This window comes from Polaromonas sp. P3_A5 (genome assembly GCF_056403055.1).
Map to the genome: position 1 here is coordinate 1,873,527 of NZ_JBFUGF010000001.1, position 22,297 is coordinate 1,895,823.

Genomic DNA, 22,297 nt, shown 5'->3' on the forward strand with positions numbered 1-22,297 from the left:
TAAAATACTATCGTTTTAACAAGAAACGATATTTTTCTATCTATGAAAACATTGTCTGAAGTTGCTGCCAGCCTGGAAAGCCAGCGCCAACGCCTGGGACTGGATTACCAGGCCGTTGCCGAAAGCACAGGGCTGACGCCTTTGTCGGTGCGCAGCGTCCTTCAGGGCAAGACGGCGCCGCGCGTGACCACGCTGATGGCCATTGCCGACCAGCTCGGGCTGGAGGTGCTGCTCCTGCCCAAGCGGGTGGCTGCAGGGCTGCAGCCGCAAGCCGCCGAAGGGCCGGCGCCGGCCTTGTCGCGGGTGGACCGCATCGTGGCCGAAACTTCCCAGCTCGCTGCGGCAAACATCAAGAACGTCAGGCCCTGATCCATGAACGTTCTGGCGCTCGATATTTATATCGGCACCTTGCGTGCCGGCCTGCTGTTCCAGTACGGCACGGGCAGCAGCGCGCTCACACGTTTCATTCCAGACGAGGTTTTTTGGTCCAACCCCGATTCGCCGGTGTTCTCCTGGGCCGCTACCGACGACGACCCGCAGCGCCGGGAGATTTTCTGGCGCAGTTATGTGAACACGCCGTTCTTCAATGCCGAAGGCGGGCGCCTGCCGGCCTTCTTCCAGAACCTGCTGCCCGAAGGGCCGCTGCGCCGCCACCTGGAGCAGTTGCGCGGTTGCGGACCCAACGACCATTTCGACATGCTGGCCGCCTGCGGCACAGACTTGCCGGGCAATGTGTATGCCTACCCTGCGCACCTTGATGCCGACGCGCTGGCAGGGGTGGTGACGCAGCACAACGATGCGCTCGAAATGTCCGTCACGGCCGATCCCTTGCCCGACGCGACATCGCTGTCGGGCGTGCAGCCCAAGCTGGCATTGGTGCAGCAGCCGGGCCGCTACGTGGCGCGCACCCGCGACGCGCAAGGCACCCACATCATCGCCAAGCTGCCCACGGCCGAATTTGCCCTGTTGCCCGAAGTGGAAGAGCTTTCCCTGCGGCTTGCGCGGGCAGCCGGCGTGAACGTCTGTGAGGCCTGGCTGGCGCCCATGGACGAGATCGTCGCCGAGCAACCCTTTGTGCTTGGCGAAAGCCGGCATTTCCTGGCCGTCAAGCGCTTTGACCGCGGGCCTGAAGGGCACATTCATTGCGAAGACTTTGCGCAGATCCTGCGCATCCAGCCGGAAGAAAAATACACGCATCCCGCCGCAACCTACGCCGCCATGGCCCGGACTTTGCGCGAAGGCATGAGCCTGGATGCGCACGTGGGCGAGGGCGCTGCAGAGGAACTGATCCGCCGCGTGATGGTCAATGAAATGCTCGGAAACTATGACGCTCACGTCAAAAACTTCGGTGTGGTGTACCCGGGTGGCCGCACACCCGAGTTGTCTCCGGCCTACGACGTGGTGGCCTACGCGGCCTACCTGGGCGGCAGGGGCCACGCGCTGCGCTTTGTGCCCGGCGGAGAAAAACAGGCCAGGCTGACCGCCAAGACCTTGCGCAGTTTTTGCAACGCCACGGGCATGTTTGAAACGCGCGTGCGCGGCGTGCTCAATGAAGCAGTGGGAAAAGCGTGTGAGTCATGGCCGCAGATGATTGCCGCCAGTTCGCTGCTCGAACGGCAAAAGCAGAACCTGCTCAAGCACTTTGACGCCTGCGAGGCGGTGGTCAGCTGGCGCGCCCGGCGCAGGGCGAAAAGCGCCGCAGCCGGCTAGCTGAGAAACTGGCGCGGTTCCGGCTGTGGCCGGGACTCTTTCAACCAGGCTTGCAGGTCCTCCGACCCGCCGATTTTTTTCCCGCCTGCGAATACTTGTGGCGCCGTTCCCGCGCCTGCAACCGCTTGCAGCGTACTGGTGGTGATGCCCTGGCCCAGGATGATCTCCTCATAGCTAAGACCTGCTTCGTCCAGCATGGCCCGGGCTTTCGCGCAAAACGGGCAGCCCGGCTTGCTGAAGAGGGTGATGGGCTCGGGCGCCACGGCTTGCGGTGCAAGGTACTTGAGCATGGTGTCGGCGTCCGAAACCTCGAAGGGGTCGCCTTCCTTTTCAGGTTCAATGAACATCTTCTCGACCACGCCGTCCCGCACCAGCATGGAATAACGCCAGGAGCGCTTGCCGAAGCCGAGATCACTCTTGTCAACCAGCATGCCCATAGCCCGCGTGAAGTCGCCGTTGCCGTCCGGGATCAGGGTGATATTGCCGGCCTCCTGCGCCTTGCCCCATTCGTTCATCACAAAGGCGTCGTTGACCGAGACGCAGACCACGTCATCAATGCCATGGGCCTTGAAGGTGTTGGCCAGCGCATTAAAGCGCGGCAAGTGGGTGGAAGAGCAGGTGGGCGTGTAGGCGCCGGGCAGCGAAAAAACCACGACGTTTTTGCCGGCAAACAGGTCAGTGCTTTTCACGTCAACCCACTGGTCGTTCTGGCGAGTTTTGAAGGTGACGTCGGGGACGCGCTGTCCCTCGTTGTTGGGGAGCATGGGAAATCCTTTGGCTGGTATGTGTGCGGGGGAGCGGTGTGGCATGGCTCTTGATCTAAAAATCAGGGCGCCGATGTCGGTCGCAACCTTGCCGTCTGATTCATTGTGGAGAGCGTCAACGGCAGGACATGTCGGACAGCGACGACATCTGTGTAGGGCATCGTCAGCAAGGCAGGCGACCGGCAGGCCTGATGGCCTGATGTTTGCATGACAATACCCATTTCATGAACCCCCGGAGCTCCGCATGAACTTTGCGCCCGACCTTGCGACGGTCACCCACGGTATTCAACTGGCAGTGGCGCCGGTGTTTTTGCTCACCGCGGTGTCGGGCATGATCGCCGCCGTCGCCGGGCGGCTGGCACGCATCATCGACCGCGCGCGTTTCCTGGAGAACCGGCTGGAGACCGGCGGCGTGGAAGAGGCCCGCGCGCACCGCATGTATGCCGAACTGCGCGAGTTGCGCCAGCGCGGCTGGCTGGTCAACATCTGCATCGCCTTTCTGACCTTTTGCGCCATGCTGATCGGCACTACCATCATCCTGCTGTTTTTGGGTGAGACGAGTGAGTTGCCGACCCTGCGCATTGCCACTGTCTGTTTTTTGTCGGGCGTGGTGTGCTTTCTTCTCGCGCTGGTCTGTTTCCTGGCTGAAACGCTGCTGGCCACACGCCTGCTCAAGTTTGCCGAGCCGAAAAAATAGCGCGGTGGTTTGAGGTTTGATTGTTTTGCAGGTCTTAAATGCCTGCAGGCCAATTGGAACAAGCGCGAGCAGCTATAAAAAATATAGCAATCGGGTTTTTCTCCTGTCGTAATAGTGGCCGGCAGAAAACGCCAGACCTTCAGATACGTGACAACGTATGACTGCGAAACAGCTTGTTTCCTTACATCCCCATGCTGTGTTTCTCCGCCAGAATTGTGCAGCTCTGCGTGTAGCGGCACGCCCGTGCGGACGTGCCCGCAGCGTGCAGCGCGGCAGGTGAATGCCCTGTCAACGGCAACCGCAGGCCGCCGTTGAAAAAGGGACGCTGTGCACTTGTTGCCTGTGTCCGGCGAGCCCTGTACTGAAAACCACTGGAGAACCACGATGACAACAACACACACACCGACAACAGGTTTGCGCCTGACCAGCCGCAGCCTGGCACTTTTGATGGCAGGCGCGCTGATGTGCTCCGCGAGCTTTGCCGAGAAACCCGAATGGGCCGGCGGCGGCAAGAACAAGGACAAGGGCGGCAAGCACAGCCAGGTGGAGCAGTCAGACCAGGACGATCACGGCGGTAAAAAAGACAAGAAGTCCAAAGGCAAGAAACACGAAGACGTCAGGGTAGGCGGCTATTTTGTTCCCGAGCAACGTGTGGTGCTGCAGGACTACTACGGCAAGCAATTCAAGTCTGGCCATTGCCCTCCGGGCCTTGCCAAGAAAAACAACGGCTGCATGCCCCCCGGCCAGGCCAAAAAGTATGCCATCGGGCAACCGCTGCCTGCCGGCGTGGTGTATTACCCGGTGCCTGCATCGGTGGTGGTGCGTCTGGGCCCTCCGCCCTCGGGCCATAAATATGTGCGTGTCGCGACCGACATTTTGCTGATTGCGCTGGGCACCAGCATGGTGGTGGATGCCGTGCAGGATCTGGGCTCGCTCTAAGCCCTAAAAAGTCCTGAAGCCCTAAGGCTTTCCGGGTTTGCGATGTTTGAGCTGCTGCAGCCCGGGCTGCCACGCTTTCATGCGCTCCATGACCAGGTCGTGCAGCGCCTGTGCCGCCACCGAAAGGCTGCCTTCCTGCCGGCGCACGGCATAAATTTTTCGTGACAGGCCAGGCGTGGCCAGCGGCCGCGTCAGCAGGTTCTTTCGCTCAAAGTGAAAGAGCGTGAGCGCCGGCACCACGCTGATGCCGATGCCAGCCTCGACCATGCCGGTCACCGTCGCCAGCTGGTCTACTTCCAGCACCGTATGGGTCTGCAACGGGTGCAGCGCTGCGTCCAGCGCCTGTCGCACGCTGCTGTTGCGCGACATGTGGATAAACGGGAAGGCCGCCAGTTTCTTCAGCGTCAATACTTTTTCTGCGGCCAGGGGATGGTCCGTGCGGCAGACCAGGTGAAAACGGTCGGTGCAAAGCAGCTGCGTGGTCAGGCCCGCGTGCGTGGCGCCTGTCGAGGCGAGCGCGAAGTCGGCTTTGCCGCTGCGCACCAGCTCAATGCAAGCGTCAGACAGCAGGTCGCTGAGGTTGAGGTCAATACCGGGCCAGGCCAGCCTGAATTCCGCAAAGATGGAGGGCAGCCAGCCTGCCGCGAGGGAGGGCAGGGCCGCAACATGCACGCGTCCCTTGCGGCGCTCGACGTGATCGCTCAGTTCACCCACCGCGGCGCTGAAGTCACCCAGCAATTGCCGCGCCGGCGCTTCAAACAATCTTCCCTCCGCTGTCAGCTGCACGCTGCGCGTGTCGCGGTCAAACAGCCGGGTATTCAGCTCTGCTTCCAGTGTCTGGATCAGGGCGCTGAACGCAGGCTGCGACAGGTGGCAGGCGGCCGCGGCCCGGGTAAAGCTGCTCAGCTCCACCAGCGCCAGGAAAGCCCGCAGCTGGCGCGTCGACAGGTTGGGGCTGCGTGCAGGCGGGCGGGCCGCATTTTTCGGGGTGGTAGTGGACGCAGTCATTAATCTGATTTTCAAGTCAATCAATAGGAATTTTGCATTTTACAAATAAAAGGTTGGGGCTTAAATTCGTGGCATTCAACGCTTGGCCATGATGACCTCTACCACCGCCGCTGCAGCCGCCCGTACCGCCACACCGCCCGCCAGCCTGCTGATCGGTTGCGCGGCCGGCTTTTCGGGTGACCGTGTGGACGCGGCCGGCCCAGTGGTAGACACCCTGATCGCGCGGGGCGGGCCGGCCTTCCTGATTTTCGAGACGCTGGCCGAACGCACGCTGGCCCTGGCGCAACTGCGCCGCCGCGCCGACCCCGGCGCCGGCTTCGAGCCGCTGCTGGACGACATGCTGCGCCCCGTGCTGGCGCGCTGCCTGCAGCACAACATCCGCATCGTCAGCAACTTCGGCGCGGCCAACCCGATGGGCGCGGCGCGGCATATTCAGGCCATGGCCCGGGAGCTGGGTTTGGCTGCACCGCGTATTGCGGTGGTCGAAGGTGACGACCTCTCGGAAGAGCGGCACCGCCAGCTGCTGCGCACCCAGCTGGGCAGCGCGATGGACGGCATCCGCATGGTCAGTGCCAACGCCTACATTGGCGCTGAAGCGATTGCCGCTGCGCTGGACGCCGGCGCGCAAATTGTGGTGGCCGGCCGCGTGGCCGATCCGTCGCTGGCCGTCGGGCCTGCCATGTCGCACTTTGGCTGGCGTGCCGATGATTGGGACCTGCTGGCACGCGCCACCATGGCCGGCCATTTGCTGGAATGCGGGGCGCAGGTTTGCGGCGGCTATTTTGCAGACCCCGGCTACAAGGACGTTCCCGATTTGCACGCCGTCGGCTACCCGATTGCCGAAATCAGCGCCGACGGCAACTGCATCATCGGCAAGGCTGCCAACACAGGCGGGCTGGTGAACCTTGCCAGCGTCAAGGAGCAGTTGTTGTATGAAGTGCATGACCCGGCTGCCTACCTCACGCCCGACGTTGTGGCGGACATCACCACGGCGCAGATTGAACAAGCCGGCCCCAACCGCGTGGCGCTGAGCGGTGTGCGCGGCCATGCCCGGCCTCCCAGCCTGAAGGTCAACCTCTGCCATGAGGGCGGCTGGCTGGCCGAAGGTGAAATCTCTTACGCCGGCCCGCGCGCCGAGGCCCGCGCCCGTCTGGCGGCCGATGTGCTGCGCCGGCGCCTGCCGGCCCTGGCGCTGCGGGTGGACCTGGTCGGCGCACTCAGCGTCATGGGTGACGATGCCGGCAACCTGCTCGCCGCAACGCCGCCCGGTGACGCGCGCGACATACGCCTACGCGTGGCTGCCACACACACTGACCGCCTTGAGGCCGAGCGGCTGACGCGGGAAGTCACCGCCCTGTACTGCTGCGGCCCAGCCGGCGGCGGCGGCGTGCGCACGACACTGACACCAAGGCTCAACACCTTGCCCTGCCTGGTGCCCCGAGACGCTGTGAAGGTGTCGTTCAGGATGCTCGATACCGCAGCGCTGGCTACCGCAGGGGAGGCCGCATGAGCCAGGCCATGATCACGGTCCCGCTGTACCGCGCCGCGCACGGGCGAACCGGCGACAAAGGCAACCGTTCCAACATCAGCGTGATTGCCTGGCACGCTGAGCTTTATCCCGTTCTTTTGCAGCAACTGAGCGAAGCCGCAGTGGCGCGCCACTTTGCCCACCGCAAGCCCAGCTGTGTGCAGCGGTTTGAACTGCCCTTGCTGGGCGCGCTGAATTTTGTGCTTGACGACGTGCTGGATGGTGGCGTGAATGACGCGCTCAACCTCGACACGCACGGCAAGTCGCTTTCATTCTGGCTGCTGGATCTACCCATCGAGGTTCCCGCGGCGCTCGCAGGCCTGTTGGCCGGAGGAGACCACGCTTTTTAACGGAGCCGATTCACCAGGACACCAGGACACCAAGACGAGATCAACAACGTCAGATACGCCTCATCACAACATCAGGAGACAACATGAAAACCGCCACTCAAAAATTCGTCCACAGCCGCATCCGCCCCGCCATGCTCGGCATCGCCGCGCTATGGGCCATCGCGCCTCTCGCCGTGCCCATGGCGGCACAGGCGCAGGGCTTTCCCGAAAAGCCGATCACCTTTGTCGTGCCGTTTGCGGCCGGCAGCGCGACTGACCAGCTGGCACGCGCCATCGGCCAGGCCGTGACCAACGACACCAAGGTCAGCGTGGTGGTCGACAACAAGCCCGGCGCCAACAGCTTCATCGGCGCCCAGGCAGCCGCCAAGGCGAAGCCCGACGGCTACACCGTGTTCATCACCACCAACACCACGCAGTCGGCCAATGAGCACCTGTTCAAAAAGCTGCCTTACGACCCGGTCAAGGACTTCGCACCGCTGACCGCGCTGGGCCGCGGCGGCCAGATCATGGTGGTCAACCCGGCACTGCCGGTCAACAGCGTGGCGGAGTTCATTGCGCTGGCCAAATCGAAACCCGGCAAGCTGTCTTTTGGCAGCGGCAGCTCGTCCAGCCGCGTGGCGGGCGAGCAGTTCAAGCAGATGACGGGCACCTACATCCTGAACATTCCGTACAAGAGCAATCCGCCCGCGGTGACGGACCTGCTGGGCGGCCAGATCGACATGATGATCACCGACATGGCGACCGGCCTGCCGCAGGTCAAGGGCGGCAAGCTCAAGGCGCTGGGTGTTTCCACCCGGCAGCGTTCACCGTTGGCGCCCGAGGTGCCGACCATCGCCGAGGCCGGCGTCAAGGGGTATGAAATGACCTACTGGTTTGCCGCCTACGCGCCCGCCGGCACGCCCGCGGACGTGGTGGCGAAGCTGAGCGACATGCTGGTCAAGGCGGCCCGCAGCCCTTCGGCCGCACCGTTTTACCAGGCCAGCGGCACTGAAATCTTCACCAGCAACCCGGAAGAGCTCCGCAAGTTCCAGGCGGCAGAAACGCTGAAGTGGGGAAAGATCATCAAGGCTGCGGGAATCGAGCCTGAATAACGGTGTGGGGCTGGATCTGAATTAAATGGGCCTCCAGCCCTTTGTGGGCGAGCGCAAGAAGCTATCAAATTAATAGCTAATGGGGCCGGCTGGCCTGGCCTGCCCGGCGGTGGGGCAGGCCAATACCGCGATGACCGGCTGGTCATCCGCCTGCAGGGCATCAGTGCTTCCTGTGCGTCATTCTTTAAATTTAAACAATGTTCAATTTTTAGAACAAGCGTTAATTTTTACCAAAAATGGCGCCATGGGCGGGTGGTCTTTCCGCCTATATTCAATTGATGCAAGCCCGAATAGACCGCCAGCAAGCCCAAAGTGATTTACGCCGAACCCTGATGCTGGACGCCGCCCGGTCCGTCTTCGAACGCCTGGGCATCGACGGCGCCAGCATCCGCGAGATCGCCAAGGAGGCGGGCTACACCGCTGGGGCCATCTATTCCTATTTTGACAACAAGGAAGCCATTTACGGAGCCTTGCTGGCCGAGTGCCTGGAGCGCCTCAATGGCGTGGTGGCGTCTGCGGGTGAGGCGCGGGGCGGCCCGGCTGAGGTGCTGGAAGCCAAGGCCAGCGCATGGTTTGGTTTTTTTGCGGCCAATCCGCGCGACCTGGACTTGGGTTTTTACCTCATGCAGGGCATGCGCCCGCGCGGCCTGGGCACCGAGCTGAACCACCAGCTCAACGCCCGCCTTCACGACGCCTTGCGGCCCTGCGAAACGGCCTTGAAGGCCATGGGTTTAAATGCTGAGGACGCATTGCGCGAAAATACGGCCTTGTTCGCGCATGGCATGGGCTTGCTGCTCCTCAAACATACCGGTCGCATCCGCATGTTCGGGCAGGACGCCACGCTGCTGTTCGATGCTTATGTGATCGGCCTGGTGGAGCGCCTGCAGCGCAGTCCGGCCTGATCTTTCCGAGAACTCCTCCAGAATTTCCCAGGACCCCCGATGCTGCTTGACGCCGACGACTCCCAACTTGTGCTGGTCGACTACCAGACCCTTCTGATGCCCGCCATTTTTGAAGGCGGCCTGGTCATGGCCAACGCCGTGAAGCTGGCCCGCATGGCCAAATTGCTGGATGTACCGGTGTGGGGTACGGAAGAAAACCCCGAAAGCCTGGGCGCCACCGTGCCCGAAGTGCAGGCTGCCATTCAAGCCGCTGGCGGCAAGATCATGGACAAGATGTTCTTCAGCGCCGTGGCCGACGGCCTGGGCGACATGCTGCGCCCACCCGTGCGCAAGGTGCAAACCGGCGGCAATGCCCGCAGCCTGCCCAAACACCTGCAAAAACCGGCACCCGAACCGGAAGAGGGCAGAAGCACCATCGTCATCGCCGGCTGCGAAGCCCACGTCTGCCTGATGCAGACCGCGCTGGACCTGCTCGAAGAAGAGTTCGAGGTCTGGGTGGTCACCGACGCCTGCAGTTCACGCACCGAGCGCAACCGCGACGCCGCCTTTGACCGCCTGGCCGGCAACGGCGCCGAACTGGTGACGACCGAGATGGTGGCGTTTGAGTGGCTGCGCACGGCGGAGCATGAGGTGTTCAGGGATGTGCTGGGGTTGGTGAAGTAGGGTGCGGACCAAACACACCTGATACAGATAAGCCCGCCCGGTCTGCCGTTGGTTCGCTCAAAATGTCGAACGTTCAGGTCAAGGGTGGATAACCAGCCACTGAGTGCCGACCACCTTCAGCGCCACCTCCATCCCAACTCAGGCCTCAATGAGAAATTACGCATTACCGGTAGCCATTCGGCTCCTGGCATTTATAGCGCCACTACTCTTTTTGCAACTGTATTCACAAAGAGCGTTCGAGTACGCACGCACACAAGAGCGTCACGGAGATACTGGCCTGGGGATCGCCATTCTTCTTGGTTTCATGACCTTCATCATGCTGGGCGCGTTCCTGATCGATCTCATCATCCAGATCCGAAAGAGACGGCCTTTCGCCTATTTGACTGACGCTTTCATCTTGCTGATGCTGCTCATGCCGTTTGGCTGGTTTGCGTGCAGTTGGTTTGGGTTGCACAACAGTCTTGCTTGCAGGATTCCCATGGTATTTTTCAGCCAGGTCCTAAGCTGGCTTGATCTGTGAGGTTTTTTTGACCGCCTTGCAACCCGTACCTTGTTCCGAATGAAATACCTATCTCGCGTCTTCCGCGTCTTTTTTATCTCCCTGGTGCCGATGGTGCTGACAGCCTGTGCGTTTGGCACGGGTGAAATTGTGCAGCCTGCTAGCCAGGTCGATTCACCAAGGCTTGCGTATCCGGCGCATGCCAGGCGCCTTGAAGAGCAGGGCGTTGTCAGGTTGCGGGTGCAGGTCCTTGCGAGTGGCAGCGCGGGCGAGGTGCGGCTCCGTCAAAGCTCGGGTTCTGCCACGCTGGATGCGGCCGCAGTCGAGGGCGCGAAAAAGTTCAAGTTCAACCCAGCCAGAACGAAGTGGGGCCGTGCCGTGGACTCCTGGGTGGATCTGCCGATCAAGTACGCTCTTGAGTAGCTGGCCGGGTCGGCATGTGATTTTCCCGCTAAAGATCCTCAACCTCTATGGTGTCCATGTCGCGTGGATGCTTCAAGTCATGCCAGTGGATAAAAAAACGTACCCGGTACACGCAAAGCTTCTCGGTGCTGAGGCTATAGTGCAAATATCAAATCCGCTCCCTCAGCTGATCAGGCGGACGGATCAACTGCAGTGGGAGCAGGGCTTCATGGGATTATTTGTACAGGCATAAAAATCCAGCGTATTTGAAATGCCAAAAACAAGAGGGTTTGGGAGGATTCGATGTCCAAGTTAAACCATAGCCGTCAAGTTAGACCGCAGCTTTTGCGGCCTGAATTGCGTTAGGCATCTCATGGCACTGCTTTTAAAAATCATTGTCGTGCTGTTTGGCCTCGCATCTATCGTTGCGGGTGTGAAGAGTGTCTTGCGCCGGGAAGCTAAATTCACATGGAATGAAGATAGCAATGAGCAGCGTATCGTTGAAGGGCTTCCAGCGATCCTCATCGGCCTGGGCGAGATCGCCTTAGGCCTTTACATCATCTTCGCTCTACGTTCTCATGCAAGCTGAGATATTCACATCGGACCGCTTGGCCATCGCCGATGTCGCCTGACCTCTCCTTCAAACGGGCACCTTGCAGAGCGCTTATGTCAAACGTCAGGCTCCTATCTTCCCGGGTTGTCGCGGGTTGTTTCAGGTTCGAGGGACCATTCTCTGAAAGTGGCCAATTGCATGCCGCCTGATCCTTCCATCGAAGAGGCAACCGCAGCCCACTTGGGCCGACCGCTCATGCCAAACGTCGGGCTAATATGACTTCTGCAATCCACCTGAATCTGTCTGTCGCGGTCTTTGCCTTCGCAGTTCTTACTTCATCGTCAGCCTATGCATCTCCCTGCATGCAAGGTGCGAGATACGAAAGGAAAGATGGGGCCTATATGTCCATCGACACTCCAACCGAATCATCCGATGGGTTGGATCGAGCCCACTTTGAGCTGCAATCGTTGGGGAAAATGATTGCTGGAGCACCTACGGTTGGTAACCTGGAAGGTGAGCTGACATTTACACGAGACTCTTGCGCAGGATTCTTCTCCAGTCCGGATATTCCCTGCGCCATAATCGCAACGTTCAATGGAAATCGGGCGCAGGTTTACCAAATCGGGCACTGCTACTCTGGTGCAGGCGCATACGCTGATGGTGTGTATATCAAGTCGAAGGCCAAGCCATTAAAGGCTCTAACCAAGTAGTGGACGTCAAGGTATGAAGCCTAACCGGTCGGCCGATGCGGACACAGCTGCAGGTTGCTGTTTCGCGGCTAGTGTTGGTTGCCGGTGACCGCCAACGTTAGGCTTCGTTCCATGGTGCTGAGCAAGTTCGTGAAACTCATTCTCATTTTCTTGGGTGGCCCCTTGATCGCCTTTGCCATTCTCTTCGTCGGCTGCGAAGGAAAGCATCCTGCACTTGGCGTCATGTGTGGCCACAATATTCTCATGTCGCTGGTACTTTTCACGTTCGCGGCCTGGTTTGTGCTGGGTACCATCTCAGTCTTGATCGGTGTTCCAAGAGGGGATGAATGAATAAATTCGCTGCAGCCTGCTTACGGCCTGACTTGCCAATCGACACGAACCCACAACAGCAGCAGGCGGCTCCGCCGCAAGTGTTGGTTGCCCAGTCATCTTTACGCTAGGCCACTAATTCCATGGCAGCGATCTTTGCATTCAAATGTTCATGCTGCGGTGAGCTGCATGAGGGCTCGCCGAGTTTTGCATTTCAGGCGCCAGATCCATACACCTGGCTAACAGATGAACAGAAACAAGACATCGGGCAGCTGTCCGATGACCTTTGCGTTATCCGCCATGTCGAAAGAACCGACCATTTCGTCAGGGCTGTTCTGGAAATTCCAATACATGGCGTAAGTGAGCCCTTTGTTTGGGGTGTGTGGGTTTCTGCAAGTCAACAGAGCTTTGAGCGCTATGTTCAAACCTTTGACACCCCGGTGGAAGGTGACGGCTTCTTTGGCTGGCTCTGCAACCGGATCAACCTGTATCCAACCGAGCAATCCAGGTCCGCAGATGTGTACATACAGCTGGGAGGTCTTCGGCCCAAAGTTGTCTTGCATTCCACAGTCAATGAGACTGATCAACTGGCAGTTGACCAGCTTTCGGGTATTACAGTTGAACGTGCCCAGTACCTGGCAGAGAGGGCTATGCACCAATGAGAAGGCGGCCTATGGTCATGTTCGGTTTGGCCCACATCCATTCCTACTGGACCTCTTCTTCGATAGGAGCAGCGGGCTGCCGTTGTGGTGCAGGTCCAGCAGAAATCCGCGCTGCGGCCGCACAGGATTAACAGCGAAGCCATTTCCAGCGAAGTCCCGGCGCGCCGGTATCATGGCGAGGCCCTAACCCCTGAAAACCGCATGACCATCCTGCTACTCCCCCTCGTCCTCTTTGCTCTCATCACCCTGATGCCTGTGAAATGGGCTGCCGGGTTTGTCGACGCTGGCAACACCAGCTATGGAGCCGCTGCCATTGCGGCGATCACCGCGCCCGTTGTGAGCTTGGTGGTCTTCAAGCTGTCCGGCGGGTTCATGGGCTTCGTGTTTGCCTTTGCGGCCGGGATTGCAGTGTACGCCGCGATTTTCCGCGTGCCGGGCCGATCCCTCATCGGTTTTTCCATCATGGTCGTTGCCTTGCAGGCTGCTGTGCTGTTTGTCTTTGTCTCCTTTGGCGTCAAGACGGGGCAGGGGCTGGTTCTGACCCTCTAGGTGCGTCTAGTGCACGAACGGGTTCTTGCAGGCCGGATTTGCGGGTACATAGACTGAGCCGAGGTTTCGTCTCGTGCTGTATCGCGTCAGCCGGGGCTCTCTCATGTCAAAACGTTAAGCGTCAGAACCGGCTTCGCAGCGTGCGCATATCAAACTTAAAAGGAACCCCACTCGCCATGAACAGCACCCTCGTTTCACTGTTTGAGTACAAGGCCTGGGCGAACACCGAGCTCCACGCCGTCCTCACAAAGTTCGATGCGCAGCAGCATCCCAGTGAGTTTCGCGCCATGCTTCACACACTCGATCACGCCAACGTTGTGGATCGAATTTTTCAGGGCCATCTGACCGGCGTCGCCACGCAGCTCTTCAAGGCAACGCACTCCGAACCTACTCCGAGCTTGCCGGAGTTGCGGGAGATCGTGAGATCCACAGACGAGTGGTACCTGCAGTTCGTACGCGGTGTCAGCGCCGAGCGTTTGAAACATCGGGTGCGTTTCACATTCACTGACGGTGACAGCGGCGAAATGTCTTGTGAAGAGATGCTGCTCCACGTCATTACGCACAGCGGCTATCACCGCGGGAGCATTGGCCAGATGCTTGAAGATATGGGCACTGACTCTCCGCCAGACTCCCTGACAAAGTTTCTGCACAGGCATGAACCGGAGCGTCGACTCGGAGCCAAGGGGTAGCGAGGCGGGCGCACGGCAACGCATGCAGTGACGGCGTCTAACCCCTCGTCCAACTCTCCCTTGGCACCAACCCCGTTTGCATTTAACAAATCATGGCAACTTTGGACACGGGCCCTTTTTTTCATGGCACGAAAGCCGAATTGCAGACAGGCGATCTGCTGACGCCAGGCTTTAAATCAAATTACGACGACAGCGTTGTGATGAATCACATCTATTTCACAGCCATTCCCAAAGGCGCCGGGCTTGCCGCGGAAATAGCCAAAGGCAGCGGCAGGCCGCGGGTCTATATCGTTGAACCGACGGGAGAATTTGAGAACGATCCCAACGTCACAGACAAGAAGTTCCCGGGCAACCCGACTCGGTCCTATCGAAGCAAACTGCCTGTAAAAGTTGTTGGCGAACTCGAAAGCTGGGAACCCTATGACTCACAGTTCATTCAACAACTGAGAGACCGCATAGAGAATGGCATGGGCAAAATCATCAATTGATATGAATCTCCCCTATGAAGCAAACATCCAGTTGTGGCGATAGGGCGCCTGACCCCTCGCTCAAGCGCCGACCTGCTACCGCAGGCTTAGCTCAAGCGTTAACCCGCTGAAGTCATGCACACTGAAAAGCCAGATATCCTTCCCGAAATACGCCTTTCTCGGTTCTCTGCGGTCGGGGACGGCATGCACGTCGAAGTTTCAGCACCGGTGGAGGCTGGGGACACCGCTGGTCCAATCCTGACGTTCCGGGAGGATGAGCGGTTGGGAAAGCAGGTGGTGCTGCACTTCCCTCATCGAGACATTGCGTTTCCACTCTCTGAGCTTCAGCGAGCCATCATCTATGCCGAAGCAGAGGTGCACAAAGAGTCGTTCTATGACTAGCATTTTTTTTGGATGCCTGTAGCGCGCTCAGCGGCCTGGCAGTCTGGTCAACACGAGCGCCCACAAGAACCTGCTCCCCTGAGGTCGCTCCTTTCTGCAGTCGCTGGTCAGGTTAGGCCTCCGCCTGGCGCCGCAGCAATCCGGGAGACGCAGGACTAAGCCTATGACCAGGATGGAAAAACCTGAAGATGCGCCCGGTGCATTTCAAGCCGCCTGGAGTGGTCACGACATGACGGCTCTCGGGGCGCTGTTCGATCGGGACGCAACGTTCGTGAATCGGTTCGGGCACTATGTCCGGGGCGTTGAAGAGATCGTGGCACTGCATGTTCCGATTCACGAAACAATCTATCGCGACTCCACGCTGCAGAACGAGCTCATCGATGTCGCCCATATTGCAGACGGGGCGGCGGTCATCCATTTCTGGAGCCGCCTGGCTGCCGGCGCCGCCCACCCGGCCGGGCCCCATGTGGTGGACACACTGATCCTCGCAGTGCTGACGAGACAGAGCGATATCTGGCGCATTCGGGCGCTGGAGAATGTGACCCTTGTGAACCCGCGGACAGGTGAGGCGATCTTGCGCGGCTAGCGTGGTCTTGAACTGATAGAGCGTCTTCTGTCAGTCGAGTCTTTTGCTATGAAAAGAGTAGCTGCTCGCGCATGCGCTTATTGGCTTACAGGCTAATTTCGCTCTAAGAAATCGGCTAAATCGGCCATTCACGCATACCCTTGAGGCCTAAAAACAGCCAAAAAGCGCCTAAAACAACTCCCGGGAAGGCAAAACACACCTTATTCAGATGCAGAAAGTAGCTGAAATCCAATAGGGGCGGGCGCAAGCAGCTATTAAAACAATAGCAGATCCCGGAGAGCCAAGGGCATCGTCAGCCTCCTGAAAGCCCATTATCCATAATTAAGAATTCAGTTTCGCCGGTTTTCCAGCGTTTCTGGCCTAGAACAACCCATCCGGAGACAACGCCGTGTTCAAGTCATTTCTGCTCACCAGGTCCGACGCCGGCTTTTCAGCGGCCATCACCGACACCGACGAGGCCCAGCTCCCCGCCGGTGACGTGCTGGCGCAGGTCGAATATTCCACCCTCAATTACAAGGACGGCCTGGCCATCACCAACAAGGGGCCGGTGGTGCGCAGCTGGCCCATGGTGGCGGGCATTGACGGCGCGGGCACGGTGCTCGAGTCGACTCACGCCGGTTGGAAGACCGGCGACCGCTTTGTGCACAACGGCTGGGGTCTGGGTGAAACGCGCTGGGGCCTGATGGCCGAACGCGCGCGCTTGCAGGGCGACTGGCTCGTGAAATTGCCGGCAGCCTTCACCACCCGCCAGGCCATGGCGATTGGAACGGCGGGCTATACCGCCATGCTGAGCGTACTGGCGCTGGAGGCGCACGGTGTGAAGCCCGGCGACGGTGAGGTGCTGGTGACGGGCGCGACCGGCGGCGTGGGCAGCGTGGCCGTCGCCTTGCTGGGCAAGCTGGGTTACACCGTGGTGGCGGCCTCCGGCAAGGCCAGCGAGGAAGCCTATTTGAAACAGCTGGGTGCCGCCAGCGTGATCGACCGGGCCGAACTGTCTGCACCCGGCAAGCCGCTGCAAAAAGAACGCTGGGCGGGCGTGGTGGACGCCGTTGGCTCGCACACGCTGGCCAATGCCTGCGCGCAGACGCGCTACGGCGGTGTGGTCACGGCCTGCGGGCTGGCGCAGGGCGCGGATTTCCCGGCGACGGTGATGCCGTTTATCTTGCGCGGCGTGACGCTGGCAGGCATCGACAGCGTGATGGCGCCGCTGGCCAAACGCCAGCAGGCCTGGGACCGGTTGGCAAAAGACCTGGACACTGCCAAGCTGGAGGCGATGCTGGAAGAGATTCCGATGGTGAAAGCGGCAGAAAAAGCGGCCGACTTGATGTCGGGCAAGGTGCGTGGCCGTATCGTCGTCAAAATCTGAGCATGAATTCAAAAAGCAAAAACGGAGACGAGACATGACGAGCTACGCAGACTTTTACCGCCAGTCCATCGACCAGCCCGAGGCCTTCTGGACCGAGCAGGCCCAACTGATCGACTGGCACAAGCCCTTCACCCGCGTCTGCAATGACGACAATCCGCCGTTTGCCCAGTGGTTTGAGGGCGGGCAAACCAACCTGTGCCACAACGCGGTAGACCGGCACCTGAAAGACCGGCCAGACCAGCCCGCGCTAATCTACGTCTCCAGCGAAACCGGCGTTGAAAAAACCTACACCTTCACCGAGCTGCACGCCGAGGTGCAGCGCATGGCCGCCAGCCTGCTGGCCATGGGTGTCGTAAAGGGTGACCGCGTGCTGATCTACATGCCCATGATTGCCGAGGCCGCCTTTGCCATGCTGGCCTGCGCGCGCATAGGCGCCATCCACTGCGTGGTGTTCGGCGGCTTTGCCAGCGGCTCGCTCGCCTCGCGCATTGACGACGCCACGCCGCGCGTCATCATCAGCGCCGACGCCGGCTCGCGCGGCGGCAAGGTGGTGGCGTACAAGCCGCTGCTCGACGAAGCCATCCGCCTGTCAAAACACCAGCCCGAAGCCGTGCTGCTGGTTGACCGCGGCCTTGCGCCCATGCCTATCGTGGCCGGGCGCGATTTGCATTGGGAAACCCTGCGCGCCAAGTACATGCATGCGCTGGTGCACTGCGTGTGGCTGGACTCCGCCGCCATCAGCTACACCATCTACACCAGCGGCACCACCGGCAAGCCCAAGGGCGTTCAGCGCGACACCGGCGGCTATGCCGTGGCGCTGGCCGCCAGCATGAAGCACATCTTTGACGGTCGCGCCGGCGAGACCTATTTTTCGACCAGCGATATCGGTTGGGTCGTCGGTCACAGCTACATCGTCTACGGCCCGCTGATCGCCGGCATGGCGACCATCATGTATGAAGGCCTGCCCACGCAGGGCATGGACAAGCAGCCCAACGGCGCGATCTGGTGGAGCCTGGTGGAAAAGTACAAGGTCACCGGCATGTTCAGCGCGCCCACCGCCGTGCGCGTGCTGAAAAAGCAGGACCCGGACCTGCTGAAAAAACACGATCTCTCCAGCCTGCGCGCCTTCTTCCTGGCCGGCGAGCCGCTTGATGAACCGACAGCCCGCTGGATCAGCGAGGGCCTGAACGTGCCCATCATCGACAACTACTGGCAGACTGAATCAGGCTGGCCCATCATCACGATTGCCAACGGCGTTGAAAAGAAGGCCAGCAAGTTCGGCAGCCCCGGCGTGCCCATGTACGGCTACAAAGTCAAGATCCTGCATGAGTCCACCGGCGAAGAGCTGACCCAGCCCAACGAGAAGGGTGTGGTCGTCATCGAAGGCCCGACGCCGCCGGGCTTCATGCAAACCATCTGGAAGGACGACGCGCGCTTCGTCAACACCTACTGGAAGAGCGTGCCCGGCAAGCAGGTCTACAGCACTTTCGACTGGGGCATACGCGACGAAGACGGTTACTACTTCATCCTGGGCCGCACCGACGACGTCATCAATGTCGCAGGCCACCGCCTGGGCACGCGCGAGATTGAAGAAAGCATTTCAGGCCATGCCGGCGTCGCCGAGGTGGCGGTGATCGGCGTGGCCGATCAGCTCAAGGGCCAGGTGGCGATGGCTTTTGCAGTGCCCAAGGATTCGAGTGTGCTGGCTGACAAGGCTGCAGCAATGAAGCTTGAAGGCGAAGTCATGAAGCGCGTGGACGGTGATCTGGGGGCTGTCGCCCGCCCGTCGCGCGTGCACTTCGTGTCGGCGTTGCCCAAAACACGCAGCGGCAAGATGCTGAGGCGTGCGATTCAGGCTGTGTGCGAGGGCCGGGACCCAGGAGATTTGACTACGATGGATGACCCGGCGGCGCTGCAGCAGATTCGGGATCGGGTGGCTGGGTAGGTCGCCCCCACGAAGGACCGTGCGTCACAAAATCATCGGATACGCTTATGCAGGCGCTTCACAATTTCGTATCCCGCAGGCTGAATATCGCTTCGAAGTGAAGGTCTTTGCAGCGCCCGGCCAGTTGCGACAACACGGCTTTACCCAGGGCCGAGCGCGCCCTGGGATGCGTGATCAGTATGCGAATCCCCAGATCAGTCCTTGCGTGAGGAAAAGCTTTGCCTAGCTCTGCGCTATGCACCCATTCCGAATAGGCATTGAGTTTGCGGATGGCGCGTGGTTTGGTCAGGCCGTCTTCCAGTGGCCGGTCAATGACCAGAAGCAGCGTAATGGTGCCTGATTTGTCATCTACCTGAATGCCGTCCAGCTGGTGTATGTCGTTGACTCCCAGGCCAGCCGCAGGCGCGAATTTTGCGCAAAGAAGCAGCAGACTGATGAAAGAAATACGCCAAAACAGAGATCGCATAAGGGATTGGTAATTCGCAGTTTTAACTTTGGCAGAGACGTGAAGGGCGTTGCTAGTCCGGTAAGGCAAGCGCCATGCCTTCCATCATGCCTTTCGCTTCTGGTTCCGGGGACTCTGTCCAGACGCGGTTCCCGTTGGTAGCGGTGGGGCGGTTAGCGGCTTCCTGGATAAGAGCACCGACTAAACCAAAAAACTGACCAAAGCCACCACTTGGCTGTGAAAACGTCGCGAGTAGATAGAAAAAACGCCGTTCGTCTGATTGCACGCTGATCTCGGTAACGCGTTCCTGGCCCGCAGGGGTGGCGGCTGTGAGCCGCCGGGCGCCGGGCGCGACGCCGATGGCTGTATAGCTATTCGGTGGCATGGTGGCTACTTTGACGCCATCCACCAGCACGGTCACTGTCTCCATATCTCCGGAAATTCTCACCAGATACAGCAGCGCTTGCCCCGGCATGGGGTCTTGCAACTGTATTTCTTTTGGCTGCGGTGTGGCCGTAGCTGCGGGGGGATTGGCCCAGGCGCAGACGCTCGCAAGCAAAAATATTCCTGACAGTGCACGTCGGATCATCTTGGCCTTCAAGTTTGGGTGAATCGAGCCGTAGCGGCTGCTTGGCGTTGCTGATTCTAGAGGGCCGGGCGAACAAAAATGCCTTTGAGGGACCCGGGAGATTTTGACCACGATGGATGACCCGGCGGCGTTGCAGCAGATTCGGGGTCGGGTGGTGAGATAAGGGTTTTTTCAGGGCTACGCATGCTCACTTTGTACCTGCCGCCACGGTGGCCAGCAATAGTTCTGTTGCCTGCTGGATAACCGGGCCTGCCAAGGGTTCGCGTTGCATCACGGACATGGGGCCTTCGCCGAAGTACAAGCCGTCTGACACCAGAAAGCTCAAGCGCACATTGCCCGGCTTGGGCGGACCAAGGCGTGGCTTGTCCCAGGGGCCGATGCGTGAAACGATGCGCTCAGATGCAACGAACAGGCGCTGGACCATGGGAAGGAAGCTATCAATCCCTTCAATGATGACGAGCTTTCCGGATTGATTGACGTAGCGAACTCCACCTTCCGAAAAGGCGGCCAGCACGTCAAGGCCGCCGGCGAGGGGAACTTCGATGATGACGCCGAGAAGGACTTTGGGCGGGACCGCTTTGCCGGCCTGCCTGAGCTTTGAGAAGGCCAGGTATCGTACCCGTCCTTCCTGCGAGGTGTCGCAAGCCAATGTCTGCAGTTGAGGCGCGTCGGCGGGCACCGAGAAGAGTGTGGCCTGCCAAGGTGTTTGCTTCTGCCCCGGGGATGCATTGAAAGCGGCGGCGTCGTCGCAAAACAGCAGGTTGTAGATGGCATTGGCGGCATCGCCGGCATATGGTGTGTACGGAGGATTGGCTGTCGCCGCACTGGCGGGCGCACTGCTCACGCCGACGGAGGCGAGAAATTTTTTAAACATGTATGGGCCTCTATGGTGAAGTTCGATGCTGACACTAAGACAACAAGGTTCTGTCACGAAGCATGAACTGGAGCACGGATGCGCCTACAAAAGCCAGAAAAAAAGCGCCAATCCAGATCGAGAGCGGCAAGTCACTGAAAAAGGCTATGTTGCCGGATTTGTCACTGAAGTTTTGACAGAAGAATGAAATCGTCGAGTTGTACATGCAGTGAAGCGCAATGCATGGCCATAAGGACCTGCTTCGTTCATAAAGCCAGGCAAGGACAGATCCGGCAATCAATCCCACCATGAACTGGTAAATATTCAGATGAGCGGCACCAAATAACGCCGCTGAGGCAAAAATAGCGAACTTCCTGGGATATTGCGCCAGAAAACTGCGCACGATAATGCCGCGAAAAAGCATTTCCTCCAGAACGGGAGCCAGGATGCAAACCGTGATGACAGACATGGGATCGTTCGTCATCATTCTCTGGAACATCATTTCCTGTGATCTTGACAAAGGGAATGCCGAGACCATCACTGCATCCACCGACATCATGGTCAGCACCAGTGCAGGAATCAGCATGGCGATAGGAAGCATCAACAGCATGATGGTGACGCTTGCCGAATTTCGGGACGCATGAAACAAGGCCCGGTAGCTCAGCTGCTTGTGATGCAGCACAAGGCTGAACACGCCGGCATAGCCAAGAACTGTTGCGATGCCCCAGACGCCGTTGAGTGCATCTCCGCGCAACCCGAGCATATCGGCAAGCGCCACCAATGCGACGTATTCAAACAGGAGTAACGCAAGAACGATCAGCGCAGCCTGGCCCAGGTTTGGGAAGCTTGCGTACTTTTCTGTGGCCCTATTCATGCCGCCAACCTCGGCTGGCTTCCGGTCGCGAAACTGCGGGGCGATGTGGTGCGCCATCCATTTTGTGGTCCTCCCAAACTCTTGTAAGGCATGAGTTATATCAGTTGTCTCATCTTGAGAAAAAGTGTTGAGACTTTGTTTCAGCCAAGGGTTTCTACCCGGATACCTCCCGATGCCCGGTCGTAGCATGAGTCCCGCAAGGCCTTCGGGTAGTAGCTGACTTTTGGGGGCCTGCCCGATCCTGTGATGACAGCGATTCAACAAAAGGGGACCCCACATGACAACAAAACTCAACGTGAACGGCAAGGCCGTTTCCGTCAACGCTGAACCTGACACGCCCCTCTTGTGGGTGATACGCGATGAGCTGGGCATGACCGGCACCAAGTTCGGCTGCGGCGCGGCGCTATGCGGCGCATGCACCGTGCACCTCAACGGCAAGCCGGTGCGGTCGTGTCAGACACCGCTGTCTGCAGCTGCCGGCCAGAAAGTGGCCACGATTGAAAGCCTTTCACGCAACAACACACATCCGCTGCAGGTAGCGTGGATCAAGCATGATGTGCCGCAGTGCGGCTACTGCCAGTCGGGGCAGTTGATGAGCGCGGCGGCCCTGCTCACGAGCAACAAGAACCCGAGCGACGCGGACATTGACGCGGCGATGAGCGGCAACATTTGCCGCTGCGGCACCTACCCGCGCATCAAGGCGGCGATCAAGGATGCTGCTTCAACCATGCGCAAAGCCTGAGGA

Annotated in this window: 29 protein-coding genes; 23 read left to right on the forward strand and 6 right to left on the reverse strand. The window is 59.7% G+C overall.

The window, feature by feature from the left end:
* Positions 1-42: 42 nt before the first annotated feature.
* Together AC1DU8_RS08815 and AC1DU8_RS08820 are read left to right on the forward strand one after the other, a co-directional pair.
* Positions 43-369 (forward strand): helix-turn-helix domain-containing protein, encoded by a 327-nt coding sequence (locus tag AC1DU8_RS08815; RefSeq protein WP_477665885.1) that lies wholly within the window; start codon positions 43-45, stop codon positions 367-369.
* 3 nt (positions 370-372) lie between these two features.
* A complete protein-coding gene (locus AC1DU8_RS08820) occupies positions 373-1,710 on the forward strand; it encodes a type II toxin-antitoxin system HipA family toxin (protein WP_477665886.1) in 1,338 nt (445 codons plus the stop codon).
* Here AC1DU8_RS08820 and AC1DU8_RS08825 read toward each other — a convergent pair.
* Entirely contained in the window at positions 1,707-2,474 is a 768-nt protein-coding gene (locus tag AC1DU8_RS08825; RefSeq protein ID WP_477665887.1) for a glutathione peroxidase, read from the reverse strand. The genes AC1DU8_RS08820 and AC1DU8_RS08825 overlap by 4 nt on opposite strands.
* A gap of 244 nt (positions 2,475-2,718) precedes the next feature.
* Between AC1DU8_RS08825 and AC1DU8_RS08830 the strand changes: the two genes are divergently transcribed.
* Both AC1DU8_RS08830 and AC1DU8_RS08835 read left to right on the forward strand, forming a co-directional pair.
* Positions 2,719-3,171 (forward strand): DUF2721 domain-containing protein, encoded by a 453-nt coding sequence (locus AC1DU8_RS08830; RefSeq protein WP_457280618.1) that lies wholly within the window; start codon positions 2,719-2,721, stop codon positions 3,169-3,171.
* A gap of 384 nt (positions 3,172-3,555) precedes the next feature.
* Complete coding sequence (locus tag AC1DU8_RS08835) at positions 3,556-4,110, forward strand: hypothetical protein (protein WP_457280619.1); 555 nt, start codon at positions 3,556-3,558, stop codon at positions 4,108-4,110.
* A gap of 21 nt (positions 4,111-4,131) precedes the next feature.
* Here AC1DU8_RS08835 and AC1DU8_RS08840 read toward each other — a convergent pair whose 3' ends face one another.
* Entirely contained in the window at positions 4,132-5,118 is a 987-nt protein-coding gene (locus tag AC1DU8_RS08840; RefSeq protein WP_477726636.1) for a LysR family transcriptional regulator, read from the reverse strand.
* 91 nt (positions 5,119-5,209) lie between these two features.
* Here AC1DU8_RS08840 and AC1DU8_RS08845 point away from each other — a divergent pair, with 91 nt between their 5' ends.
* From AC1DU8_RS08845 to AC1DU8_RS08930, 18 genes are all read left to right on the forward strand, one after another.
* Complete coding sequence (locus AC1DU8_RS08845) at positions 5,210-6,628, forward strand: acyclic terpene utilization AtuA family protein (protein WP_457280621.1); 1,419 nt, start codon at positions 5,210-5,212, stop codon at positions 6,626-6,628.
* Entirely contained in the window at positions 6,625-6,996 is a 372-nt protein-coding gene (locus AC1DU8_RS08850) for an AtuA-related protein (protein ID WP_457280622.1), read from the forward strand. The genes AC1DU8_RS08845 and AC1DU8_RS08850 overlap by 4 nt, the downstream gene beginning before the upstream one ends.
* An 83-nt stretch (positions 6,997-7,079) precedes the next feature.
* Positions 7,080-8,087 (forward strand): Bug family tripartite tricarboxylate transporter substrate binding protein, encoded by a 1,008-nt coding sequence (locus AC1DU8_RS08855; protein ID WP_457280623.1) that lies wholly within the window; start codon positions 7,080-7,082, stop codon positions 8,085-8,087.
* Positions 8,088-8,365: 278 nt separating this feature from the next.
* A complete protein-coding gene (locus AC1DU8_RS08860; protein WP_477726637.1) occupies positions 8,366-8,989 on the forward strand; it encodes a TetR/AcrR family transcriptional regulator in 624 nt (207 codons plus the stop codon).
* Positions 8,990-9,028: 39 nt separating this feature from the next.
* Positions 9,029-9,652 (forward strand): isochorismatase family protein, encoded by a 624-nt coding sequence (locus AC1DU8_RS08865; RefSeq protein ID WP_477726638.1) that lies wholly within the window; start codon positions 9,029-9,031, stop codon positions 9,650-9,652.
* A gap of 103 nt (positions 9,653-9,755) precedes the next feature.
* Positions 9,756-10,172: a hypothetical protein gene (locus AC1DU8_RS08870; RefSeq protein ID WP_457280626.1), complete on the forward strand. Its 417-nt coding sequence runs from the start codon at positions 9,756-9,758 to the stop codon at positions 10,170-10,172.
* A gap of 39 nt (positions 10,173-10,211) precedes the next feature.
* Positions 10,212-10,574: an energy transducer TonB gene (locus tag AC1DU8_RS08875; RefSeq protein ID WP_477690080.1), complete on the forward strand. Its 363-nt coding sequence runs from the start codon at positions 10,212-10,214 to the stop codon at positions 10,572-10,574.
* 352 nt (positions 10,575-10,926) lie between these two features.
* Positions 10,927-11,142 (forward strand): hypothetical protein, encoded by a 216-nt coding sequence (locus AC1DU8_RS08880; RefSeq protein WP_477726639.1) that lies wholly within the window; start codon positions 10,927-10,929, stop codon positions 11,140-11,142.
* A 365-nt stretch (positions 11,143-11,507) separates the two neighbouring features.
* On the forward strand, positions 11,508-11,816 hold the full coding sequence (locus AC1DU8_RS08885; RefSeq protein WP_477726640.1) for a hypothetical protein: 309 nt from the start codon (positions 11,508-11,510) through the stop codon (positions 11,814-11,816).
* Between the two features lie 129 nt (positions 11,817-11,945).
* A complete protein-coding gene (locus AC1DU8_RS08890) occupies positions 11,946-12,146 on the forward strand; it encodes a hypothetical protein (protein WP_477726641.1) in 201 nt (66 codons plus the stop codon).
* 122 nt (positions 12,147-12,268) lie between these two features.
* Positions 12,269-12,787, forward strand: coding sequence for a DUF2199 domain-containing protein (locus tag AC1DU8_RS08895; protein WP_477726642.1), 519 nt, complete (start codon positions 12,269-12,271; stop codon positions 12,785-12,787).
* Between the two features lie 201 nt (positions 12,788-12,988).
* Positions 12,989-13,336, forward strand: coding sequence for a hypothetical protein (locus AC1DU8_RS08900; protein WP_477726643.1), 348 nt, complete (start codon positions 12,989-12,991; stop codon positions 13,334-13,336).
* A gap of 176 nt (positions 13,337-13,512) precedes the next feature.
* Positions 13,513-14,025, forward strand: coding sequence for a DinB family protein (locus AC1DU8_RS08905; protein WP_477726644.1), 513 nt, complete (start codon positions 13,513-13,515; stop codon positions 14,023-14,025).
* A gap of 92 nt (positions 14,026-14,117) precedes the next feature.
* Positions 14,118-14,513 (forward strand): NAD(+)--rifampin ADP-ribosyltransferase, encoded by a 396-nt coding sequence (arr, locus tag AC1DU8_RS08910; RefSeq protein WP_477726645.1) that lies wholly within the window; start codon positions 14,118-14,120, stop codon positions 14,511-14,513.
* Between the two features lie 114 nt (positions 14,514-14,627).
* Positions 14,628-14,894, forward strand: coding sequence for a hypothetical protein (locus AC1DU8_RS08915; RefSeq protein ID WP_477726646.1), 267 nt, complete (start codon positions 14,628-14,630; stop codon positions 14,892-14,894).
* Positions 14,895-15,057: 163 nt separating this feature from the next.
* Positions 15,058-15,480 carry an SgcJ/EcaC family oxidoreductase gene (locus AC1DU8_RS08920; protein ID WP_477726647.1) on the forward strand — a complete coding sequence of 141 codons (423 nt, stop codon included), beginning with the start codon at positions 15,058-15,060 and terminating at the stop codon, positions 15,478-15,480.
* Positions 15,481-15,868: 388 nt separating this feature from the next.
* Complete coding sequence (acuI, locus tag AC1DU8_RS08925) at positions 15,869-16,846, forward strand: acrylyl-CoA reductase (NADPH) (protein ID WP_477726648.1); 978 nt, start codon at positions 15,869-15,871, stop codon at positions 16,844-16,846.
* 34 nt (positions 16,847-16,880) lie between these two features.
* On the forward strand, positions 16,881-18,791 hold the full coding sequence (locus AC1DU8_RS08930; RefSeq protein WP_477726649.1) for a propionate--CoA ligase: 1,911 nt from the start codon (positions 16,881-16,883) through the stop codon (positions 18,789-18,791).
* A 58-nt stretch (positions 18,792-18,849) separates the two neighbouring features.
* On the opposite strand, the gene AC1DU8_RS08935 is transcribed toward AC1DU8_RS08930, so the two are convergent.
* The 4 genes from AC1DU8_RS08935 to AC1DU8_RS08950 form a co-directional block, all read right to left on the reverse strand.
* On the reverse strand, positions 18,850-19,326 hold the full coding sequence (locus AC1DU8_RS08935; protein WP_477726650.1) for a hypothetical protein: 477 nt from the start codon (positions 19,324-19,326) through the stop codon (positions 18,850-18,852).
* Positions 19,310-19,837, reverse strand: coding sequence for a hypothetical protein (locus tag AC1DU8_RS08940; protein ID WP_477726651.1), 528 nt, complete (start codon positions 19,835-19,837; stop codon positions 19,310-19,312). The genes AC1DU8_RS08935 and AC1DU8_RS08940 overlap by 17 nt, the downstream gene beginning before the upstream one ends.
* Positions 19,838-20,012: 175 nt before the next feature.
* Positions 20,013-20,699 (reverse strand): hypothetical protein, encoded by a 687-nt coding sequence (locus AC1DU8_RS08945; protein ID WP_457280638.1) that lies wholly within the window; start codon positions 20,697-20,699, stop codon positions 20,013-20,015.
* A 34-nt stretch (positions 20,700-20,733) separates the two neighbouring features.
* A complete protein-coding gene (locus AC1DU8_RS08950) occupies positions 20,734-21,609 on the reverse strand; it encodes a lysostaphin resistance A-like protein (RefSeq protein ID WP_477726652.1) in 876 nt (291 codons plus the stop codon).
* Between the two features lie 220 nt (positions 21,610-21,829).
* Here AC1DU8_RS08950 and AC1DU8_RS08955 point away from each other — a divergent pair, with 220 nt between their 5' ends.
* Positions 21,830-22,294 (forward strand): (2Fe-2S)-binding protein, encoded by a 465-nt coding sequence (locus tag AC1DU8_RS08955; protein WP_477690088.1) that lies wholly within the window; start codon positions 21,830-21,832, stop codon positions 22,292-22,294.
* The last annotated feature ends 3 nt before the right edge of the window (positions 22,295-22,297 follow it).